Origin of the sequence: Vreelandella aquamarina, assembly GCF_044805175.1 — a bacterium.
GTDB lineage: Bacteria > Pseudomonadota > Gammaproteobacteria > Pseudomonadales > Halomonadaceae > Vreelandella > Vreelandella aquamarina_B.
Genome location: NZ_CP085232.1, coordinates 2,614,625 through 2,634,863, shown reverse-complemented (window position 1 = coordinate 2,634,863; position 20,239 = coordinate 2,614,625). Strand labels below are relative to the sequence as shown.

Annotated in this window: 18 protein-coding genes; 9 read left to right on the top strand and 9 right to left on the bottom strand. The window is 55.0% G+C overall.

What is annotated here, in order from left to right; translation table 11 throughout:
- Positions 1-56: 56 nt before the first annotated feature.
- Positions 57-707 carry a peroxiredoxin gene (locus LG300_RS12260; RefSeq protein ID WP_404375601.1) on the top strand — a complete coding sequence of 217 codons (651 nt, stop codon included), beginning with the start codon at positions 57-59 and terminating at the stop codon, positions 705-707.
- Between the two features lie 78 nt (positions 708-785).
- On the opposite strand, the gene LG300_RS12255 is transcribed toward LG300_RS12260, so the two are convergent.
- Positions 786-1,085, bottom strand: a complete 300-nt coding sequence (locus LG300_RS12255) for a methyl-accepting chemotaxis protein (protein WP_404378035.1) — start codon at positions 1,083-1,085, stop codon at positions 786-788.
- Positions 1,086-1,361: 276 nt separating this feature from the next.
- On the opposite strand from LG300_RS12255, the gene LG300_RS12250 reads away from it, so the two are divergent.
- A complete protein-coding gene (locus tag LG300_RS12250) occupies positions 1,362-2,138 on the top strand; it encodes a ZIP family metal transporter (protein WP_404375600.1) in 777 nt (258 codons plus the stop codon).
- Positions 2,139-2,140: 2 nt separating this feature from the next.
- Here LG300_RS12250 and LG300_RS12245 read toward each other — a convergent pair whose 3' ends face one another.
- The gene (locus tag LG300_RS12245) at positions 2,141-3,154 is read right to left on the bottom strand and encodes an isocitrate dehydrogenase (RefSeq protein WP_404375599.1); all 1,014 of its coding nucleotides are present in this window, start codon (positions 3,152-3,154) and stop codon (positions 2,141-2,143) included.
- 506 nt (positions 3,155-3,660) lie between these two features.
- Between LG300_RS12245 and LG300_RS12240 the strand changes: the two genes are divergently transcribed.
- The 3 genes from LG300_RS12240 to cfa all read left to right on the top strand — a co-directional run bounded on the left by LG300_RS12240 (position 3,661) and on the right by cfa (position 7,348).
- A complete protein-coding gene (locus tag LG300_RS12240) occupies positions 3,661-5,151 on the top strand; it encodes a SulP family inorganic anion transporter (RefSeq protein ID WP_404375598.1) in 1,491 nt (496 codons plus the stop codon).
- A 19-nt stretch (positions 5,152-5,170) separates the two neighbouring features.
- Positions 5,171-6,028 (top strand): universal stress protein, encoded by an 858-nt coding sequence (locus LG300_RS12235; RefSeq protein WP_404375597.1) that lies wholly within the window; start codon positions 5,171-5,173, stop codon positions 6,026-6,028.
- A gap of 159 nt (positions 6,029-6,187) precedes the next feature.
- The gene (gene cfa / locus LG300_RS12230) at positions 6,188-7,348 is read left to right on the top strand and encodes a cyclopropane fatty acyl phospholipid synthase (protein ID WP_404375595.1); all 1,161 of its coding nucleotides are present in this window, start codon (positions 6,188-6,190) and stop codon (positions 7,346-7,348) included.
- Positions 7,349-7,441: 93 nt separating this feature from the next.
- Here cfa and crcB (LG300_RS12225) read toward each other — a convergent pair whose 3' ends face one another.
- Positions 7,442-7,837, bottom strand: coding sequence for a fluoride efflux transporter CrcB (gene crcB / locus LG300_RS12225; RefSeq protein ID WP_404375594.1), 396 nt, complete (start codon positions 7,835-7,837; stop codon positions 7,442-7,444).
- A 13-nt stretch (positions 7,838-7,850) separates the two neighbouring features.
- On the bottom strand, positions 7,851-8,228 hold the full coding sequence (crcB, locus tag LG300_RS12220; RefSeq protein WP_404375593.1) for a fluoride efflux transporter CrcB: 378 nt from the start codon (positions 8,226-8,228) through the stop codon (positions 7,851-7,853).
- Positions 8,229-8,403: 175 nt separating this feature from the next.
- Here crcB (LG300_RS12220) and LG300_RS12215 point away from each other — a divergent pair, with 175 nt between their 5' ends.
- On the top strand, positions 8,404-9,258 hold the full coding sequence (locus tag LG300_RS12215) for a universal stress protein (protein WP_404375592.1): 855 nt from the start codon (positions 8,404-8,406) through the stop codon (positions 9,256-9,258).
- Positions 9,259-9,337: 79 nt separating this feature from the next.
- On the opposite strand, the gene LG300_RS12210 is transcribed toward LG300_RS12215, so the two are convergent.
- Positions 9,338-11,023 carry a 2-isopropylmalate synthase gene (locus LG300_RS12210; protein WP_404375591.1) on the bottom strand — a complete coding sequence of 562 codons (1,686 nt, stop codon included), beginning with the start codon at positions 11,021-11,023 and terminating at the stop codon, positions 9,338-9,340.
- 231 nt (positions 11,024-11,254) lie between these two features.
- Here LG300_RS12210 and LG300_RS12205 point away from each other — a divergent pair, with 231 nt between their 5' ends.
- Positions 11,255-11,731: an Lrp/AsnC family transcriptional regulator gene (locus LG300_RS12205; protein WP_404375590.1), complete on the top strand. Its 477-nt coding sequence runs from the start codon at positions 11,255-11,257 to the stop codon at positions 11,729-11,731.
- An 82-nt stretch (positions 11,732-11,813) separates the two neighbouring features.
- Positions 11,814-12,173 (top strand): RidA family protein, encoded by a 360-nt coding sequence (locus LG300_RS12200; RefSeq protein ID WP_404375589.1) that lies wholly within the window; start codon positions 11,814-11,816, stop codon positions 12,171-12,173.
- Positions 12,174-12,186: 13 nt separating this feature from the next.
- Here LG300_RS12200 and LG300_RS12195 read toward each other — a convergent pair whose 3' ends face one another.
- The 4 genes from LG300_RS12195 to LG300_RS12180 form a co-directional block, all read right to left on the bottom strand.
- The gene (locus tag LG300_RS12195) at positions 12,187-13,050 is read right to left on the bottom strand and encodes a MurR/RpiR family transcriptional regulator (RefSeq protein WP_404375588.1); all 864 of its coding nucleotides are present in this window, start codon (positions 13,048-13,050) and stop codon (positions 12,187-12,189) included.
- Entirely contained in the window at positions 13,040-14,809 is a 1,770-nt protein-coding gene (locus LG300_RS12190) for an EAL domain-containing protein (RefSeq protein WP_404375587.1), read from the bottom strand. The genes LG300_RS12195 and LG300_RS12190 overlap by 11 nt, the downstream gene beginning before the upstream one ends.
- Positions 14,806-17,433 carry an ATP-binding protein gene (locus tag LG300_RS12185; RefSeq protein ID WP_404375586.1) on the bottom strand — a complete coding sequence of 876 codons (2,628 nt, stop codon included), beginning with the start codon at positions 17,431-17,433 and terminating at the stop codon, positions 14,806-14,808. The genes LG300_RS12190 and LG300_RS12185 overlap by 4 nt, the downstream gene beginning before the upstream one ends.
- 74 nt (positions 17,434-17,507) lie before the next feature.
- Positions 17,508-18,863 carry an aldehyde dehydrogenase family protein gene (locus LG300_RS12180; protein ID WP_404375585.1) on the bottom strand — a complete coding sequence of 452 codons (1,356 nt, stop codon included), beginning with the start codon at positions 18,861-18,863 and terminating at the stop codon, positions 17,508-17,510.
- Between the two features lie 174 nt (positions 18,864-19,037).
- On the opposite strand from LG300_RS12180, the gene LG300_RS12175 reads away from it, so the two are divergent.
- Entirely contained in the window at positions 19,038-20,186 is a 1,149-nt protein-coding gene (locus LG300_RS12175; protein ID WP_404375584.1) for a GNAT family N-acetyltransferase, read from the top strand.
- Positions 20,187-20,239: the final 53 nt, after the last annotated feature.

Here is a 20,239-nt window from a genome sequence, read left to right as displayed (position 1 = left end):
AGGCGTTCAAAGTCATATAAGGTATTAGAGCCACTTAACCTTAACGAGGAGCAACGATGTCATTACGTATCAATGCAGTCGTGCCTGATTTTGAGGCAGAAACTAGCCAAGGCCCCATTCGTTTCCATGATTGGATTGGCGATAGCTGGGCGATTCTGTTTTCGCACCCCAAAGACTTCACGCCGGTATGCACCACCGAGTTTGGCGCAGTGGCGACACTAAGTGCCGAGTGGGAGAAACGCGGTACTAAAGTGATCGGAGTCTCCGTCGATGGCGTTGAAGATCACAAGCGCTGGGCGGGAGACATCGAAACGGTTTGTGGTAGCAGTGTGGGTTTCCCGATTATTGCGGATGAAGACCTAAAGGTCTCCAAGCTGTTTGATATGCTGCCGGAAGATGCTTACCTGCCGGATGGCCGTACACCGGCTGATAGTGCGACGGTGCGTTCGGTATTTATTATCGGTCCGGATAAGCAACTCAAGCTCTCCATGACCTACCCGATGACCGTCGGCCGTAACTTTGCTGAAATTCTGCGTGCCCTGGATGCGCTGCAAACCACGGCGAAGCACGGCATTGCGACGCCCGCAGACTGGACGGTCGGCCAGGACGTGATCATTCCGCCCAGTGTCTCTGATGAAGATGCCAAACAGAAATTTGGTGAATTTGACGCTGTGCTGCCCTACCTGCGTAAAACCAAGCTGCGTTAACAGTGTTGAAGCACTGCTAAGCAGTTAAGCAGCATGACGTAATAGCCCGCTAGCCATATGCTGGCGGGCTATTTTTTGCTAGGCAGTTTCAAGAGCAAGGCGTTCAATGGAGTAAGAGATGCTTTGCGCTCCTTGCAGTATTTCATTCACAATTGCTTCGATCTCTTTCACACTGGCTTGGCTAGCTTGACCCTGCTCAACCACTTGTTGCATGGCATCGGTGGTACGCATCACCAGTGCGCTGTTTTCTTTAAGCACTTGAGTGATTTCATTGACTGCCTCGCTGGAGCCGCGCGCTAACTGGCGTACTTCGTTAGCTACAACGGCAAAGCCACGCCCCTGTTCACCTGCTCTAGCCGCTTCAACAGCCGCATTCAGTGAGAGTAGGTTGGTTTGGCTGGCAATTTTGGTATGGTGTTCGCTGTTTTATTGATCTGTTCAGCTTGCGTATTTAAGGCGCTGATTAGTTTCTGGGCACTTTCTTGTGCTAAGAATAGATCACCTTCTTATACAAAACACTGTTCTATATTGCTTTGACACAAAATGTCACATTTGTAATTTTATGTATCTTTTTTTGCTAAAGTAAATTTATAAGCTGGTAAGTAAGAGAAGTTGCCGCCGTGAAAGCCCTGGCTAACCGAGTCTACGATATTCATGGAAAATACGCTGTTATTAGGATTTTTAGGTAGTTTGCTGGCAGGGTTGCTGACCGCTGTAGGGGCGCTGCCCGTGCTGCTGGGCAAAACACTCAGCCGAGGGTTTCGTGATTTAGCCTTGGGCTTTGCGGCAGGCGTGATGCTGGCTGCCTCATTTTTCTCGCTGATTATTCCCGCGCTAGATGCCGCTGAGATCTACTACGCAGGCGGGCCAATACCAGCGGCGCTAGTGTGTACCGCTATTCTGTTGGGCATGGCAGCGATTGCGCTGCTTAATGAGCGTTTGCCCCACGAGCATTTTCAACAGGGGAGAGAAGGGCCAGAGGCCGCTGCGCTGCGCCGGGTATGGCTGTTTGTATTTGCCATTGCCATTCACAACCTGCCGGAAGGCTTAGCGGTTGGTGTGGGGTTTGGTGCTAACGGTTTAGAGGGCGGAATGCCGCTAGCGATTGGTATTGGCTTGCAGAATATGCCGGAAGGCCTGGCCGTGGCAGTGGCGCTCATGGGAGAAGGCTACTCCAAGTGGCGCGCCTGGTCGATTGCGGCGCTGACCGGGCTAATTGAACCGATTGGCGGGCTGTTTGGCGCGAGCGTTGTCACCGTTTCCCAGGTGCTATTGCCCTGGGGCTTGGCGTTTGCAGCGGGGGCCATGCTGTATGTCATCAGCCATGAAATCATTCCCGAAACCCATCGCTTCGGTCATCAGAATAAAGCGACGTTTGGCCTGGCGATGGGTTTGGTGATTATGCTGTTTTTGGATGTGTGGTTGGGCTGATTTTAACCTTTTAGGTGCTCCACCAGCGCCTGGGCAAAGGTGTCGGTGGTGCCGGTGCCGCCCATATCGGGGGTCACCATATCGCGGCGGCTCTCCAGCACGGCGCGAATTCCCTGGCGAATTGCGTCACCCTTGGCGGTCATGCCGAGGTGGTCGAGCATCTGGGCGGCGGCCAGCAGCAGTGCGCAGGGGTTGGCGATTTTCTTGCCTGCAATATCCGGTGCTGAGCCGTGTACCGCTTCAAAAATGGCCGCTTTTTCACCGATGTTCGCCCCTGGGGCGAGGCCTAAACCACCTACTAGGCCAGCGCATAGGTCGGAAAGAATATCGCCGAACAGGTTGGTGGTGACCACCACATCGAACTGGTGAGGGTTCATGACCAGCTGCATGCAGGCGTTATCCACGATCATTTCTTGGAATTCGATCTCGGGATACTCGCTGGCGACTTCACGGGCAACGTCTAAAAACAGGCCGGAGCTGGTTTTGATGATGTTGGCTTTGTGGACGGCGGTAACTTTCTTGCGGCCATTCTGTTTGGCTAGTTCAAAGGCGTAACGCACGATACGCTCGGAGCCTTTGCGGGTCACTTTAATCACCGAGATGCCGGTATTGCCGTCGTCGAGCATCTCTTGGCCATCGGAGAGGTAAGCCCCTTCGGTGTTTTCCCGCACGGTGATCATGTCGATATCATCGTAGCGGGAGCGGGTGCCCGGAAAGCTGATGGCGGGGCGCACGTTGGCATAGAGGTCAAAGTGACGGCGTAGCTGCACGTTGATTGATGAAAAGCCCTTACCAATCGGCGTGGTAAGCGGGCCTTTCAAGGCAACGCCGTGCTTTTCAATGGCATCCAGCGAGGCTTGAGGAATCAGCGTACCGTGCTTTTCAAGCGCCACCAGGCCCGCGTCGATAAACTCGTAGTCCAGCCCGCACTCAAGGGCGTCTAGCACTTGCAGGGTGGCGTCCATGATTTCGGGGCCGATGCCATCGCCTTTAATCACTGCTATTGTCTGGCTCATGTGCGGTTCCTCTCATTGGGTAGGGTAAAAGGTTGCGAGGAAAAGGCGGTGGTGTCGCCATTTGAGTGCCATGGTAAGCCAAGCTTAGGGATCAGGTCATCGTCTAAACGTCTAGGGTGACGGGTGCGGAGCGCACTGTTTGCTGATAGAATGCCGCGCTCACGGCGACTTGAACGCACTTGGTTGGCACCATCTCGCCTGAATTGTGATAGATAATAGAACAGCAAGGTTTACGTTCCATGAATAATACGATGGCAGCCGTTGCTCTGCCGACACCAGGGCTGATGACTCCACCCTAGGTTTTCCCTCCTTATCAGCGCCATAACGCTCTTCGCGTTATATCGGTGCTATGGCATCCCGTTGCCGCTATTTGGCTATCGGCGCGTTTGCGTCTTCGTTCGGTTGCATATACCCGACAATCTATTACTAACGTGCGCTCTTGTGCTGCCTTTGTGTGCGGCTGTGGCGCGCAATGTCTTTAACCCCCTAACCATTGGACTCCCTGGATGGCACTTTTCAGTAAGCATGAGTGGTTCTCTAACATTAAGGGCGACACGCTCTCAGGTATTGTCGTCGCGCTGGCGCTAATTCCTGAAGCGATCGCCTTTTCGATTATCGCGGGCGTGGACCCGAAAGTGGGGCTGTATGCCTCGTTCTGTATTGCGGTGGTGATCGCCTTTACCGGTGGCCGCCCCGGCATGATCTCTGCGGCCACAGGGGCGATGGCGCTGCTGATGGTGACACTGGTGAAAGAGCATGGCCTGGAGTACTTGCTGGCCGCCACGCTGCTAACCGGGGTGCTGCAAATCATTGCGGGCTACCTGCGGCTGGCGGAGCTGATGCGCTTTGTCTCCCGCTCGGTGGTCACCGGGTTTGTAAATGCGCTGGCAATCCTGATTTTCATGGCGCAACTACCGGAGCTTACCAACGTGACGTGGCACGTGTATGCCATGACGCTGGCCGGCCTGGGGATTATCTACCTGTTCCCTTATTTGCCGAAGATTGGCAAGTCGGTTCCTTCTCCGCTGGTGTGCATCGTGGTGCTGACCGTGGTGTATATGGTGAGCGGTATGGATATTCGCACCGTGGGCGATATGGGCGAGCTGCCGGATACGCTGCCGGTTTTCCTATGGCCGAGCGTACCGTTAAATCTTGAAACCCTGATGATTATTTTTCCCTACGCCGTGATGCTGGCAGTCGTTGGCCTGCTGGAATCCATGATGACCGCCACGATTGTGGATGACCTCACCGACACGCCCAGCGATAAAAACCGCGAGTGTAAAGGCCAAGGGGTGGCCAATATTGGCGCTGGTTTAATGGGCGGTATGGCCGGTTGCGCGATGATAGGCCAGTCGGTGATCAACATTAAATCGGGTGGCCGGACGCGTTTATCGACGCTGATTGCAGGCGTGGTGTTGCTGCTGATGGTGGTGTTCTTGGCGGATTGGGTATCGCAAATCCCCATGGCAGCGCTGGTCGCGGTCATGATTATGGTCTCGATTGGTACCTTTAGTTGGGAGTCTATTCGCGATCTGAAGAAGCACCCAATGAGCACCAATATTGTCATGCTGGCGACCGTGGCGGTCACGGTAGGCACCCATAACCTAGCCATCGGTGTTTTTGTGGGCGTGCTATTGGCGGCGATGTTCTTCGCCAACAAGGTCGGCAACATCATGTATGTAGGCTCTCAAGAAATAGAGGCTGGTAAGGAGCGCGAGTACCAAGTGGTTGGGCAGGTGTTTTTTGCCTCGTCTGAGCGCTTTATGGCCGCGTTTGATTTCAAAGAGAGCATCGATAAGGTGACCATTAACCTATCGAAGGCGCACTTCTGGGATGTGACCGCCGTTCAAGCGCTTGACCGTGTAGTGATTAAATTCCGCCGTGAAGGCACCGCGGTCGAGCTAGTGGGCTTGAACGAAGCAAGCGCCACCGTGGTGGACCGCTACGCCGTTCATAACGACCCGGAAGCCGTTGAAAAACTGATGGGTGGCCACTAAACCAGGCAAGGAGAGCACCATGACAGAACACGTACTCGCCGCCATTGACGGCTCCCAATTTGCCGAAGGTGTTTGCGACTATGCCGCCTGGGCAAGCTTGGCCCTGGGTGCGCCGCTAAGCTTTGTGCACGTTGTAGATAATCACTCTTGGGCACCCGAAGAGCAAAACTTATCCGGCAGCCTACGCTTCGGTGCCCGCGAAAAGCTGATGGAAGAGCTCTCAGCGCTTGATGAGCGGCGTGCCAGGGTAAATCGTGAGCAAGGCAAGCTGATGCTCGAAGCGGCCAAGGCCAGGGCGGTGGAAGATGGGGTAAGTAGCCCCACGACCCGCCAGTTAAACGGCACGCTAGTGGAAACACTGGTAGAGCTGGAAAAAGACGTGCGCCTGCTAGTGGTAGGCAAGCGCGGCGAAACCGCCCATCAAGCCAGTGGGCACCTGGGTGCCAACCTAGAGCGGGTGGTGCGGGAAATGCATCGCCCGATTTTGATGGTGCCGAAAGCCTTTCAGCGCCCGGAAAAGGTGCTGATTGCCTTTGATGGCAGCAAAACCGCCCGCAAAGGGGTGGAGATGCTGGCCCGCTCACCGCTATTTGCGGGGGCAACCTGCCATGTACTGATTGTCGGAGCAGAAACAGCCGAGCATCGCAGTGAGCTGGCGTGGGCGCTAAACACCCTGCGCGAAGCGGGGCATCAGGCACAAGGCGCCATTCGTGCGGGTGAAGTGGATGACGCTTTGCAAGCCTACGAGCAGGAAAACGGCATTGATCTGCTGGTGATGGGAGCCTACGGGCACTCGCGCATTCGCCATTTGCTGGTAGGCAGTACCACCACGGCCATGCTACGAAGCAGCCGGATACCCGTGTTAATCCTGCGTTAAACGCTTATTAAAAGCGCTTAAGCCGGGCTGCTCTTGCGAGTAGCCCGGCTTTTTTGTGGGAAGGTGTTCATGCTGCAGTGCAATACTGTGCTATTCGATACTATGCTGTTAGGCAGGTTGTTACCTATCCACTCTCTGGAATAGTGCGAGGAGCCTGCCGTGAACATGCCAACGTTGGAAAAATCGCCTATTGGCTTTGATGCAACCTCACCCTCCCACCGTTTTCTTATCGATTTATTACTTCAAGCTGATATTCAGCTGAATGGCAGTCGCCCCTGGGATGTGCAGTTATACGCACCCGGCGTTCTCGATAGCGCTCTTTCGCGAGGTAATCTGGGGCTTGGCGAAAGCTACATGCGGGGTGAGTGGGATGCTGTACGGGTAGACGAGCTATTTTACCGCATCATGCGTGCCCAGCTTGGGCAACGCATTAAGCCCACCCAGCTGATTTACCACTCGCTGCGTTCGCGCCTGCTCAACCGGCAAACAGCGAAGCGTGCGTGGGAAGTAGGGGAGAAGCACTACAATCTCGGCAACGACTTTTATGCCGCGATGCTCGACCAGCGGATGACCTACACCTGTGGCTATTGGCAACATGCCCAAACGCTGGATCAAGCCCAGGAAGCCAAGCTTGACCTTATCTGTCGTAAGCTACAGTTAAAGTCAGGAATGCGCGTTCTCGATATTGGCTGCGGTTGGGGCAGTTTTATGGGCTACGCTGCCGAGCATTATGGGGTCGAGTGTGTTGGCCTGACCATATCTAGGGAGCAGGCGGAGTTCGGTCAGCGGCTGCTGAGAAGAGGCCTACCGATAGAGTTTCGTCTGCAGGATTACCGTGAAGAGATTGAGACGTTTGACCGCGTGGTGAGCATCGGCATGTTTGAACACGTAGGCCATAAAAACTATCGCGAGTATATGAGCGTTGTTCACCGCTGCTTAAAAGATGATGGGCTGTTTTTGCTGCATACCATCGGTAAAAACTTAAGTAATACCGTGACCGACCCATGGATTGATAAGTATATTTTTCCCAACGGCGAACTGCCTACCCTGGGGCAGATTGCAGACGCTGCCGAGGGGCTGTTCGTTATTGAAGATATACATAACTTTGGGGCTGATTATGACCGCACCTTAATGGCTTGGCACCATAACTTCGAAACCCACTGGCCGCGATTTAAAGAGCAGTATGGCGAGCGCTTTTACCGCATGTGGCGCTATTACCTGTTGGTGTGCGCAGGGGCTTTTCGCGCCCGGCAAATTCAGCTCTGGCAGTTAGTGATGAGCAAACAAGGGGTGCTTGGTGGATACTCCCGTGTTAGCTAATCAATCACGCCGGCAGCAGTTTGTGGCAGCCAGAGGATCAAGGAGAGATAAACCCAGGGCTGCTGCTGTTCGAGCGACCCGCGTATCAAAAGGTTAGGCCGCTGGTGGGTGTGAAAAGGCCAAACGCTCGCCCATCCAGGCAGCGACTACGCAGAGGGGTAAGCTGCCTATGCCGTAAAGCAGTGCCAGCCCTAGACGGCCCTGCTGTGCCAAGTGCAGCGTTTCCAGGCTAAAGAGCGAGAAGGTAGTGAAGCCGCCGCAAAACCCTGCCAATAACAGCGGCTGCTGGCGCGCCAGCTTGCCATGTGGCGCGCGTGAAGCTGTCGCGGCTAACCAGCCGATGAGGCAGGAGCCCAACACATTTACCAATAGCGTTCCCCAGGGGAAGTGGCTACCCAGCACGGCCATTGAAGCCAGCGAGACGCTATAGCGCAGCACGCTACCCATAGCGCTGCCAAGGCTAACGGCGAGATAGGCGTTGATACTCATGTTGAACTCCTCGCTAACCCTGGGCCAACCACCAGCCTAGCGCTGCCATGGCAACGCCTAACAGTAACGTCGCAGCCATATTGAGCGCGGCGCGGTACGCCTGGCCACGCTGCCATAGCTCAAGGGTCTGCAAGCTAAACGACGACACCGTGGTATAGCCGCCCAACAGGCCCGCCACAGCAAATAGCCAAAGCGGCTGTGTATTAGGCACGCCGTAAACGCCGAACAGCCAACCCGCCAGCAGTGCTCCGCTGGCGTTGACGAGTAGCGTTCCCCAAGGGAAGGCTTTACCCAGCACATGGGCCATTGCGTTGGAAATCGCAAAGCGTACGATCCCCCCCAGTGCGCCGCCCAGTGCAACGAGTAAAACGCCAGTTATACCATGCCCCATCTGCTCTTCGCCTTATGGTGAATCTATCGATAGGCGGCTAATTGTAGCACCCGCCTCAACCCCAGGCAGAAGGCCTAAAAATGTGCCGTTAAAGGTGTTGCTGATCAACGACTTCGTGTACAAAAGAAGCAGAATAAAGACAACATTTGATGCCCCTGTTTAAGGAGAAGCCTATATGTCTGATTACGTGTTAGCAGCCATCGATGGGTCCCACTACTCAGAAAGTGTGTGTGACTATGCGGCTTGGGCAGCCACGGCGCTTTCGGCACCGTTGCGTTTTCTTCACACTGTTGATAACCACGCCCAGGTCGCAGAGCCTGACTTAACCGGCCATCTAGGCCTGGGCACGCGGGAGCATCTACTAGAACAGCTATCGGATATTGAAGAGCAGCGCGGCAAGCTTGCCCGTGAGCAAGGGCGTTTGATGTTGGATGCCGCGAAAGCGCGGGTAGAAGCGGCTGGGTTTGCAGAGCCGCCCTGTATGCAACGCAATGGCACCCTGGTGGATACCTTGGCCGAGCATGAAAAAGAGATCCGCTTGCTGGTGCTGGGGAAACGAGGAGAAACGGCCCACCAAGCCAGCGGCCACTTGGGCTCGAACCTTGAGCGCGTGGTACGTGAGCTTCACCGGCCCATTTTGATGGTGCCGAAGGCGTTTTCGCCGCCTAAGCGCGTGCTGATGGCCTTTGACGGTAGCACAACGGCGCGTAAAGGCGTTGAAATGCTAGCGAAAAGCCCACTGTTCCACGGCGTGGAGTGCCATGTGGTGATTGTTGGCGCAGAGACGGCAGAAAACCGTTCGCAGCTGCAGTGGGCCACCGATACTCTACAGGCCGCAGGCCACCAAACCGAAAGCGCTATTCGCGCCGGCGAGGTGGAAGAGACGCTGCGTGCTTATAAGCAAGAAAAGGACATTGACCTGCTCGTGATGGGGGCTTACGGCCACACACGTATTCGTCACCTGCTGGTGGGCAGCATCACCACGGCGATGTTGCGTAACGCTCATTTACCGGTATTGATTCTGCGCTGAATAACGGTTGATGCCACATCCTGGCCACTGCTAAGGGTTCGGGCCGCCGCTTAAGATTAAGCGGCGGCTCAACAGCTGTCTACGCGAGACTGGTGGCAGCCTGTGGCTGGGTGGTACGGGTTGGCTGCGCTGCGTTAATTCCCGATAGCACGGCTTTTAGTGAAGCGCTGACTGTGTCGCTATCTTCCGCTACGGCACAGATACGCTGTCCATCAATATTAAGCTGCACAAAGGCAATGGCGTTGGCCTCGCTGTCGCCGCCCAGCGAGTGCTCGCTGTAATCGAGTATTGCGACGTGGCTGCCGGTATGTTTCTTCCAGGCGTCGGTGAATGATGACATCGCACCATTTCCTGTGCCGGATAAGCGTAGCGTTTCGGCACCCTGCCACAGAGTCATATCAATGCCTTCCTGCTGCCCTTTTGAGAGCCGGTAGTCGGCCAGCGCTAGCGGTGCGTCATGGGAGAAGTTATCGAACATCACTTGGCGAATCATCTCGCTAGAGAGCTCGCTGTTACGTCGCTCGCTCTCTTTCTGCACATAAGGGGCCAGCGCTAGCATCATCCAGCGGGGCAGGTTAATGCCGTAGTCGCGCTCCAGCAGGAAGGCCATACCACCCTTGCCCGACTGGCTGTTCACCCGAATCACCGCCTGGTAGTCCCGCCCAATATCGTGGGGGTCGATCGGCAGGTAGGCTACTTGCCACGGCTCGTCGGGTTTCTGGTGTTTGAGTGATTTACGAATCGCATCCTGGTGGCTGCCTGAGAAGGCGGTGTAGACCATTTCGCCCACCCAGGGGTGGCGGGGGTGCATCGTGATACCGGTACACTCTTGAACCACCTGGATGATTTCATCCGGGTTGGAAAGATCCAGCTCGGGGTCAATCCCCTGGCTGTAGAGGTTCATCGCCAGCGTAACAATATCCATATTACCGGTGCGCTCGCCGTTACCCAGCAAGGTGCCCTCTACCCGGTCGGCACCCGCTAGCAGTGCAAGCTCAGCCGAGGCCACGGCACCGCCACGATCATTGTGGGTGTGAACGGAAATAATCACGCTGTCGCGGCGGCTAATGTGCTGGCAGAAGTACTCAATTTGGTCGGCGTGGTGGTGCGGGCCTGCTACCTCTACCGTAGTGGGCAGGTTAAGGATGCACTTATTGTCCGGGGTGGGCTGCCATACCTCCATGACCGCTTCGCAGATCGCCAGCGAGAAGTCGATTTCCGTGCTGGAGAAGCTCTCCGGCGAGTACTGGAAGCGCCAATCGACATCTGGATATTGGTCGGCATAGGTTTTTACCCAGGTCGCCCCTTGAACGGCGATATCGGTAATACCATCGCGGTCCATCTCGAATACCCGCTCCCGCTGGATGGTCGAGGTGGAGTTGTACAGGTGGATAATGGCGCGCTTGACGCCCACCAAGGAGGCAAAGGTTTTCTCGATCAAGTGCTCACGGCACTGCACCAGCACGGCAATGGTGACATCTTCTGGAATTTGATCCTCTTCGATCAACCAGCGTACAAAGTCGTAATCTGGCTGGCTGGCGGAGGGAAAGCCCACCATGACTTCCTTAATGCCCACTTTAATAATTTGGTGCCAAAAGCGCTGCTTCTGTTCAACCGTCATTGGCTCAAGGAGGGCTTGGTTACCATCGCGTAGGTCTTCACTTACCCAAATAGGGGCGTGGGTAAGCTCACGGTCGGGCCACTGGCGGTTAAAGGCGGGTACCCGCGGGGCAGGACGGTATTTGCGATGATCAAAAGCAGCCATGGTAAGTTTCCTGAAAACGTTGAGTTTGTATAGCGCGGCCGCTTGTGGCGTTAGCCGCTGACAATGAAACCTGGTTGGTGCTTGGGTAAGACAGCCAGGCCAGCCTGCTTGTGGCAGTCACACCAGTGTACGCAACTTGTCTTGGAAGGTTATTGCGAAAAAATGGCTTTATCACGAATAAGTGGCAGAATGTATCAATAAATACTTTTTTATTGGTAGGAGCTGTCGGCTATGACGGTATCACCTTTAACCCTGGATCGTTTTGACCGGCGTATTCTGGATGTGCTGCAGGTGGAAGGGCGGATTAGTAACCAAGAGTTGGCCGAGCGTATTGGCCTCTCGCCGTCTCCCTGTTTACGTCGGGTACGAGCGCTGGAGGAGCATGGGTTGATTACCCAGTACCGCGCGGTAGTGGATGCACGGCCGCTAGGGTTTCAGCTAATGGCGCTGCTGCATATCTCAATGGACCAACACACGCCAGAGCGGTTTGATAACTTTGAGCGCCATGTGCGTAATATCCCCAACGTGGTGGAGTGTCTGATTATTACCGGGCAGGCGGCGGACTTTCAGCTCAAAATCTTGGTCAAGGATATGGATGACTATCAGCACCTGCTGCTGCATGTGATTAATCGTATTGAAGGGGTCACGGGAGCCCACACCAGCTTTGTGCTGCGTCGTGTGTTTGAGCATCGCCCTGTTCCCACCTAAATGCTCGCTGGCTAACGAAGCATAGGCAGTGGCGTCATGGCGGTTTACACTGCCGTTTTTGTCCTACTTAGGAGAATAGCCCATGACCATTCAACGCCATGACACAAAAGCCCGTATGAGCCGCGCCGTGATTCATCAGGGCGTGGCCTATCTGTGCGGCCAGGTGGCTGGCCCGGAGGCCCGCCATGGAGACATTAAGCAGCAAACGGAGAGCATGTTGGCGCGGGTGGATGCGTTGCTTAAAGAGATCGGTTCCAGCCGCGAACAGCTGCTCAGCGCCACTATCTACTTGAAAGACGGCAGCGACTTCGCAGCGATGAACGAAGTGTGGGATGCCTGGGTGCCGGAAGGTTACGCACCGGCGCGCACCTGCGTCTGCGCGCCAATGCCCGCTGATGAGCTAAAGGTAGAGATTACCGTCACCACCGCTGTGGATGCGTAGCCGCTAGCGGCACTTATTTGGTGCTTTTATCCATCGGAAAGCGTGTGTCGCGCAGGCTGTCTTTGATTTTTTTCAGGTGCGGTAGAAAGTCTTCGCCACGCCTAAGCGTTACCCCGGTGGCCAGCGCATCAATTAAGGTAAGCTGAATCACCCGCGAGGTCATTGGCATATAGTGGTCGGTGTCCTCGGGGGTGGCGACTTCAAGGGTGGCGGTACACTCCTGAGCGAGTGGTGAATCCGGTGCGGTAATGCCAAGCACCACGGCACCTGCTTCCCTGGCCACTTTGGCGATATCCACTAGCTCCCTGGTGCGGCCGGTATAGGAGATAATGACTACGACGTCGCCGGTGTGGCAGGCGGCGGCTACCATGCGCTGCATTAACACATCGACGTAGGCCATCACCGGTAGGTTAAAGCGGAAAAACTTATGCTGGGCATCCTGTGCTACGGCACCGGACGCGCCCAGCCCGAAAAAGTGAATCTGCTTTGCCTGGGTCAGGTAATCCACCATGCGCTCTACGGCGGCCATATCCACTTCCCGCTGGGCTTCGTCCAGCGCGGCAATGGTCGCCCCAAAGATTTTATGGGTGTATTGCGTGGCGGTATCACCGGGCTCCACGGCACGGGTGACGTAAGGCGTGCCCCCCGCCAGGCTTTGGGCCAGCTTGATTTTGAAGTCCGGGTAGCCTTTGGCGCCAAAGTTACGGCAGAAACGGTTAACGGTTGGCTCGCTGACGCTAGCTGCCTGGGCAAGGCTTGCGATGCTCAGGCTGGTGGCCGCTGCGGGATCTTCCAAAATAACGTTAGCGACTTTGCGCTCTGAGCGGTTCAACTCTTCTAAGCGTTCCCGTAAGCGGTCTAGCAGGTCATGCGCCATTAACAGACTCCGTGGCAGGCGTTAAGTTTGGGTGAGGTTTCCAATTCGTGCACCAGCGATAAAATTCATCGGCGGGCAACGGACGAGCATAGTAATACCCCTGTGCAGCTTCGCAACCAATAGAACGTAAGTAGTCTGCTTGAGCTGCGGTTTCGATGCCTTCAGCCACCACATTACAGCCTACTGCATGGGCTAACTGGGTGATGGTCAGAGCCAGTTGGCGATCCACCGTGTCTTTTTCCAAGTCCATCACAAAGGCGCGGTCAATCTTTAGGGTTGAAAAAGGCAGTGTCTTTACATAAGCCAGCGAGGAGTGCCCGGTACCAAAATCATCGATGGCAACAGCAATTTTTGCTTCGGTCAATTGAGCTAACTGGATGCGCGCGTTATTCATATCGCTGAGCAGGCCGGATTCGGTGACCTCTAAAGCAAAAAAGCGCTCAGGAATGTTGTGCTTAGCTAAGCGTGTTAGTAGGTTTTGAGCAAAATCCTTACGTGCCAGCTGGCGGGCCGCCACGTTAACCGCAATATGGAAGCGGTCATTAAGAAGCCCTTGCTGGCGCCACTGCACAATATAGCGCATGGCCTCTTCTAACACCCACTCACCAATGGAGAGAATATCACCACTTGCCTCGGCAAGGGGGATGAAATCTGCAGGTGACACATGACCAAGTTCTGGATGGTACCAGCGGAGCAGGGCTTCCGCGCCGATGACCTGCTGGGTGGCGAGCGATAGCTTGGGCTGAAACGCCAGTGACATTTCCCCCCGTTGGGTTGCCCCGCGAACCGCCTGTTGCAGGTGTAGGCGATGACGCTGCTGGGTTTCCAGAGTTTCATTGTAGCTTTGGATACGTAAAGAGCCGTTTTGGGGCAGGGCTAGGGCCGCCATGTGTACCAGGCGCTCGGTATCGAAATGGCCCTGAGCCCAGCTAATGCCGATACGGGCATTGAGCGGTAGCAGTAAGTCGCCCAACGCTTGATCTTGATCGAAACAGCTTAATAGTCGTGCTGCCAGCTGCCGTAGCTCGGTAAGCTCAGCGCTGGGGACGATCACTAACAGTTCGCTGCCGCCCCATAACCCTAACGTACATCCAGGTGCTAGCTGGGCGTTTAACTGGTGACTGATATGCACCATTAACTGGTCGGCAATGCCATAACCGTGGAGGCGTACAACATCATCTAAGTGGTCTAGAGCAATAAACAGCAGTCCTATATCGCGGCTCTGTTGGGCGGCTTGTTGTAAGGTTTGCGTCAGTGAGCGGCGGTTGGGCAGCTGGGTGATGGGGTCGGTGCGGGATTGGCGGTCAAGCTCCTCTGTTCGCTTAGCGACCATTTGCTCTAACGTCTCTGCTTGCTTGTCACGAACCTGATAACGATGCTCCACACTCAGCGTATTACGAATGCGCTGCAGCACTTCGTCATGTTTAAACGGTTTGGTGAGGAAGTCCCGCACTCCCATACTTAGCGCCCGGTGGCGGGTTTCGTCGTCGATTTGGGCGGTTAATACAATAATAGGGGGAATCTGATCAGTAAAATGCGTCTGCAGCTGCTCTATCACTGCGTAGCCGTCTAAGTGCGGCATACGGATATCGAGTAGAATCAAATCAGGTAACTGCTGCTGACAGTGGGCGAGTACGTGGCGTGGGTCGCTGAGTCCATGCACGTTATCAAAGCCGTGGTCGTCCAACAGGTCTAGCAGTAGCTCAACATTGACGCTGTTGTCGTCAACAACGAGCAGATGCTTATTCATAAACGTCATGGTGCCTTCCTTGGTGCATCTGATGTAGGGGCAGTCGAGAAGTAGGTGTCAAGTGTTGCCGAGAGTCTGTCGATATCAATAGGTTTGGTCAGATAATCTGCAAAACCAGCGGCTAAGCCACGGACCATATCGCGCTCCATTGCATTGGCAGACAGGGCAATCACACGGATGTCTTTCAGTTGTGTATCACTCTGCATAGCCTCTAATGCTTGATAACCATCCATTCCCGGTAAGTGAATATCCATCAAAACAAGATCCGGCGGTGAGTAGCGCATAATTTCAATCCCAAGCTCTGCGCTGGTAACGGTTTGGAGCTTTACGTGGGGGAAGTCATCAATAATATCTTCCATTAACCGCTGGTTGGTGGGGTTATCTTCGATATAAAGCAGTTGATAAACACGTTGTACGGCTTTGCTATCTATATGGGCGCGGGTGGTTACATGCGCAGTAGAGGTACTGCTATCGATGAGGGGCAACGTAAACCAGAAAGTAGATCCTTTGCCAAGTTGGCTTTCTACGCCAATACATCCCGACATACGCTCAACCAGTTCTCGCGTGATCGCCAGCCCAATTCCCGTGCCTTCGATGGTGCCGTGTTCAGCGTCTAGGCGGTTAAATGGCTCAAAGAGCTCCTCTTGCCGTTCGCTGGCAATCCCCGGCCCTGTATCGCTAACGCTGATACGTAGCTCGGAGTCTTGTTGCGTTACTTCAATGGTGATGGTGCCATGCTCGCGGTTGTACTTGATGGCATTAGATAACAGGTTGAGCAGTATCTGTTTCGTGCGGGTGTAGTCAGCAGAGACAGACCAGGTACTGTTTATTGGGTAGCGAATTAACTGAATGCCAGTGGCATCCATATTAGCTTCTAGCGTGTTGCAAGCATCTTCAATGACGCCTTCGATAGAGATCGGCTCTATGGAGAGGGTCATATGCCCAGCTTCAATTTTCGCTAGATCAAGCACTTCGTTAATTAAGCTCAACAAGTGTTGGCCGCTCTTCTCAATTTGGCTGACCTGGCGCTGTTGCTTCTCGCTAAGAGGGTCGCGTCGCCCTTTACTGAGTAACTGGGCAAAACCAATGATGGCATTTAGCGGGGTACGTAGCTCGTGGCTCATGGAAGAGAGGAATTCACTCTTCGCCTTATTCGCTTTCTCTGCCTGATCCCGTGCGGCCGCTAAGTCTTTGGTGACTTGTTCGCGCTCGGCCATTTGGCGATAGAGATTAATCAGTAGGGCGCAGGTGTCGGTAAACGGCTGTAGCCAGTCCAGCAGCGCTTGGCTAAGAGGCTGCTGGCTGTTGGCAATAGCGAACATGCCAATCAACTGGTCGCCGTTGAAAATAGGCGCGCCCAAATAGTTATTGATCCGTGGGTGGCCCGGTGGGAAACCGCCACGCTTGGCATGGCTATACACATCATCGGTAATCACCACGTTGCCATAGGCATAAACCTGCCCTAGCAAGGAGTTAGGGTTGGTAAGCATCATATCGCCACTGCGCAGCTTCTCCATCAGCTCGCGGGACTCTTTGCTCCACGAGAGATCGGTAATGGCGTGTATTTTCAGCGCGTTGGTGGTCTCAGTTGGTAGTACTTCACCAATCAGGGCGTAGTCGCTGTCGGTTAGCTCACGCAGTGCTTCCATCAGAAAGGTCCAAAGCCGCTCGCCGGACATTAGTGCCTGGTAGTCGGTAATGCCCTGATGGAGCACTTGTAGCAAGCTGCGTTCGCGGTTAACGCGGTGCTTGGCTTCACTGATGTCTGAAAGATCAGTCAGTATGGCTAGAAACTCAACAAACTCTTGGCGGTCATTGTGGATGGCATTCACTGCCAAGTGTACGGGTATCTCATGCCCTTGCTTGTGGCGCACCACGATTTCGCGCCCTTTACCCATTTGCTGCCCGTTATCTTCAGCAAAATAGCGGTTAATCAGTGCGTTGTATTTTTCGGCGGCCTCTGGGAAAACCAGCATCCCCACATTGTTACCGACAACTTCTTCGGCTTGGTAGCCCAACAGGTTGAGGGCAAAGGGGTTAATGGCAATGATATTTCCGGCTTCGTCGAAGCGTATTTTGCCTGTTGCACTTTTGGTAAAGAGCGCCTCGAACTGCTTTGCTGTACGTGAAAGGCGCTCTTTAAGCTCATGCTGGCGGAGTAGCTCGTCTACCTGCTTGGCTAAATTGCGCAGAATACGGTGATCTCGTTCAGAGAAGGTGCGTGGTTGGGTATCAATTAAGCACAGTGTGCCAATGGGTAGCTGCTCACTACTTGGGCAGAGGGGATGGCCCGCATAAAAGCGGATATGGGGCTGCCCGGATACTAGCGGGTTATCTGCGAAGCGTGGGTCGTCCTTGGTATCTTCAATGACTAAGGGGCTGTTGGCTGCGACGGCATGGGCACAGAAGGAGATCTCGCGGCTGGTTTCACAAGCGTCTAATCCATTTTGGGCTTTAAACCATTGGCGGTTTTCATCAACCAGCGAGACTAACGCTATCGGTACGTCAAATAGCTCACAAGCCAGCTCGGTAATGCGATCAAAGGCCGTGTCAGCCGGAGTATCGAGAACGTTGAGTGCATGCAAGGCCGTCAGGCGTTGTGATTCGTTATCGGGTAGATCGGCGGCTTGCATACATGTTTCCTAAACGTTAGTGGCTTGTAATAGTAAAGCGTATTAAGTGAATATCGGACATTAGCTTAATAGCTTTAGTCAAGCCTTAGTAATTTCAGCAGCCAGCGTCGGTAAGGTGGTCTTAGCCAACGGCTGCCGGGGCGCTGGGATTGATAAAACACCCCACGCAAGTGGCTGAAGCGTTCAAAACCGTGCCGACCGTGGTAAGCCCCCATGCCGCTTTCCCCAACGCCGCCAAAGGGTAATGAGGGGACAGCGTGGTGTAGCAGCGTTTCATTAAACACCAGTGAACCGGAGCGGGTAGAGTGGCGTAGGGACTCCTGGAGTGCCTTGTTGCGCGTGAATGCGTAAAGCACCAGCGGGCGAGGGCGGGCATTAATAAAACCAATGGCGTCGTCGATTTGCTTAACGCTGATAAGCGGCAGGATGCGGCCAAAAATCTCTTCTTGCATCAGTGCTAAACCCTGGTGCGGGTCAATCACTAGTGCGGGAGCATGGGCACCTTGATCAATCACGCGGCAGCCGTGGTTGCGTGCTTCCTCCAATAGCTTTTCGATGCGCGTTTGATGGGTGTCACTCACATAGCCGGTGGCCTCTTTGGCATTTGGCCGCTGTTGCTGAATCGCCTGCTCTAGGGCGTGAGTAAGGGCATCAAGGTGGCGGCTCTCAACCAGTACATAGTCCGGCGCTATGCATGTTTGCCCACCGTTCATCCCTTTGCCAAAGATAATCGCGGCGGCTGCCTGCTCCAAATCAGCATCACCAGCGACCAGCGCGGGCGATTTTCCGCCCAGTTCCAGCGTGACAGGGGTAAGGTTGGCCGCTGCAGTCACCGCTACCTGGCGGCCCACTGTGCTTGAGCCGGTAAAGAGCAAGTGATCAAACGGCAGTGCGCTAAATGCTTTGGCGATGTCGGCGCCACCCTCCACCACGGCAAACTCTTCATCGGTAAAATATTGAGGCACCAACTTGGCCAGTAGGGCGCTGGTATGCGGTGCCTGCTCGCTGGGTTTTACCAGCACTGTGTTACCTGCGGCGAAGGCATCTACCACTGGCATTACGGCAAGGTGCCAAGGGTAGTTCCAGGAGGACATCACTCCCACAATGCCAAGGGGCTGGGGGGTAACACGGGCGCGTGCGGGCCGCATTTTCCAGGGCACTCCCGCCCGGCGTGGTCGCATCCAGTGCCATAAATGGCGGCGGGCATGGCGAATGGCGTACAGCACAGCGCTAATTTCCACAAGGTGTATCTCTACGTCGCTACGCTGGCCAAAGTCAGCTTGGATTGCCCGCACAATCTCTTGCCGATGGCGCTTTGTCATTTTGGCTAAACGGGCCAGGCGTTCCCGGCGCTCCTTTAGCGTTGGAAATAGCGCTTGGCCAGCCGTATGGCGCTGAGCATTGAACATACTCGTTAGGTCGCGCTTCATCAGCCTCTCCTTGGATGAACTTATCGTCAACAATACGTGCTTCCGGTTGACTGAGGTATCTTGCTTGTTATACGTCAACAATTGTTTACAAATGAAGGTGTTTCACACGTATTAGCCATCTTAGTGATACAGTAAAGCCTTCGCCATCTGCGCCAGTGTGCCATGGGAGATGTTATGCGTTCACGCTCGCTGTCCCTCTCCATTTTAGCGACCATTGATGCCGTTTCGGCAGGCCAGTGGGATGCGCTGGTTAGCGAGGAGCAGCCTTTTTTACGCCATGCTTTTTTAGCAGCCCTTGAAGCGAGTGGCTCGGTGAGTCCGGCCACCGGCTGGGAGCCTTGCCACTTGTGTGTTTGGCAAGAGACGCGGTTGGTTGGCGCGCTGCCTATGTACCGCAAACACCACTCCTATGGAGAATATGTGTTTGATTGGGGATGGGCGGAGGCGCTGGAGCGGGCTGGGGGCGTTTACTACCCCAAAGGGCTAAGTGCGATCCCCTTTACGCCCGTGCCTGGCACCCGAACCCTGATGGCTGCCGACACCGATGCCGCCGCCGTTCGTGAGCAGTTAGCCATCGGCTGGAGGCAGCAGTGCGAAGAGAGGGGGCTTTCCAGTTGGCACTTGCTATTTGCCGAGGAGCCAGAGGTCGAGGCGTGGCAGCGCCAATGCCCTGAGCTGATCGCGCGTGAGGGGGTGCAGTTTCAGTGGCGAGACCGAGGTTTCGGCGATTTTGACGGCTTTTTGGCCAGTCTAACCTCAAAACGCCGCAAAATGATCAAGCGTGAGCGGCGCTTAGTGGCCGAACAAGGCCTCACGCTGCAGCGTCTGGAAGGCGCTGCGATTAGTGCCGCCGACATGGCGCACTTCTATCGCTGTTACACCATTACGTATCATGAGCGCGGCCGCCCACCCTATCTTAATCACGCCTTCTTTGAACGCTTGCGCCAGGTAATGCCCGAGGCACTAATGCTAGTGCAGGTGCACCTGGAAGGCAGGCCCGTGGCCGCTGCGCTCTATTTTCGCGGTGCCCGCACCCTGTATGGGCGTTACTGGGGCAGTGAAATCATGGCGGACTGCCTGCATTTCGAAGCCTGCTACTACCAAGGCATCGACTACTGCCTGGCCAAGGGGCTAACCCTGTTTGACCCTGGCACCCAGGGCGAGCATAAGCTGGTCAGGGGCTTTGCCCCGCAGCGGGTGCGCTCGCTGCACTATGTGGCCCATCCAGGGCTTGCCGCAGGGGTGGCGCAGTTTTGCCAAGAAGAGGCGGCTCATATCATGGCCTATCGCCGTGCCGCCGAAGATGCCTTACCGTTTAAATAACTCCCCCTGCGCTGCGGCTCGCTGCTTATCGCCCTTAATGGCATAATGCGCGC

What these genes read in the sequence shown, in the direction of transcription:
- LG300_RS12260 (WP_404375601.1), top strand. Translation starts at nt 57, where the DNA reads ATGTCATTACGTATCAATGCAGTCGTGCCTGATTTTGAGGCAGAAACT.
- LG300_RS12250 (WP_404375600.1), top strand. Translation starts at nt 1,362, where the DNA reads ATGGAAAATACGCTGTTATTAGGATTTTTAGGTAGTTTGCTGGCAGGG.
- LG300_RS12245 (WP_404375599.1), bottom strand. Translation starts at nt 3,154, where the DNA reads ATGAGCCAGACAATAGCAGTGATTAAAGGCGATGGCATCGGCCCCGAA.
- LG300_RS12240 (WP_404375598.1), top strand. Translation starts at nt 3,661, where the DNA reads ATGGCACTTTTCAGTAAGCATGAGTGGTTCTCTAACATTAAGGGCGAC.
- LG300_RS12235 (WP_404375597.1), top strand. Translation starts at nt 5,171, where the DNA reads ATGACAGAACACGTACTCGCCGCCATTGACGGCTCCCAATTTGCCGAA.
- crcB (WP_404375594.1), bottom strand. Translation starts at nt 7,837, where the DNA reads ATGAGTATCAACGCCTATCTCGCCGTTAGCCTTGGCAGCGCTATGGGT.
- crcB (WP_404375593.1), bottom strand. Translation starts at nt 8,228, where the DNA reads ATGGGGCATGGTATAACTGGCGTTTTACTCGTTGCACTGGGCGGCGCA.
- LG300_RS12215 (WP_404375592.1), top strand. Translation starts at nt 8,404, where the DNA reads ATGTCTGATTACGTGTTAGCAGCCATCGATGGGTCCCACTACTCAGAA.
- LG300_RS12210 (WP_404375591.1), bottom strand. Translation starts at nt 11,023, where the DNA reads ATGGCTGCTTTTGATCATCGCAAATACCGTCCTGCCCCGCGGGTACCC.
- LG300_RS12205 (WP_404375590.1), top strand. Translation starts at nt 11,255, where the DNA reads ATGACGGTATCACCTTTAACCCTGGATCGTTTTGACCGGCGTATTCTG.
- LG300_RS12200 (WP_404375589.1), top strand. Translation starts at nt 11,814, where the DNA reads ATGACCATTCAACGCCATGACACAAAAGCCCGTATGAGCCGCGCCGTG.
- LG300_RS12195 (WP_404375588.1), bottom strand. Translation starts at nt 13,050, where the DNA reads ATGGCGCATGACCTGCTAGACCGCTTACGGGAACGCTTAGAAGAGTTG.
- LG300_RS12190 (WP_404375587.1), bottom strand. Translation starts at nt 14,809, where the DNA reads ATGACGTTTATGAATAAGCATCTGCTCGTTGTTGACGACAACAGCGTC.
- LG300_RS12185 (WP_404375586.1), bottom strand. Translation starts at nt 17,433, where the DNA reads ATGCAAGCCGCCGATCTACCCGATAACGAATCACAACGCCTGACGGCC.
- LG300_RS12180 (WP_404375585.1), bottom strand. Translation starts at nt 18,863, where the DNA reads ATGAAGCGCGACCTAACGAGTATGTTCAATGCTCAGCGCCATACGGCT.
- LG300_RS12175 (WP_404375584.1), top strand. Translation starts at nt 19,038, where the DNA reads ATGCGTTCACGCTCGCTGTCCCTCTCCATTTTAGCGACCATTGATGCC.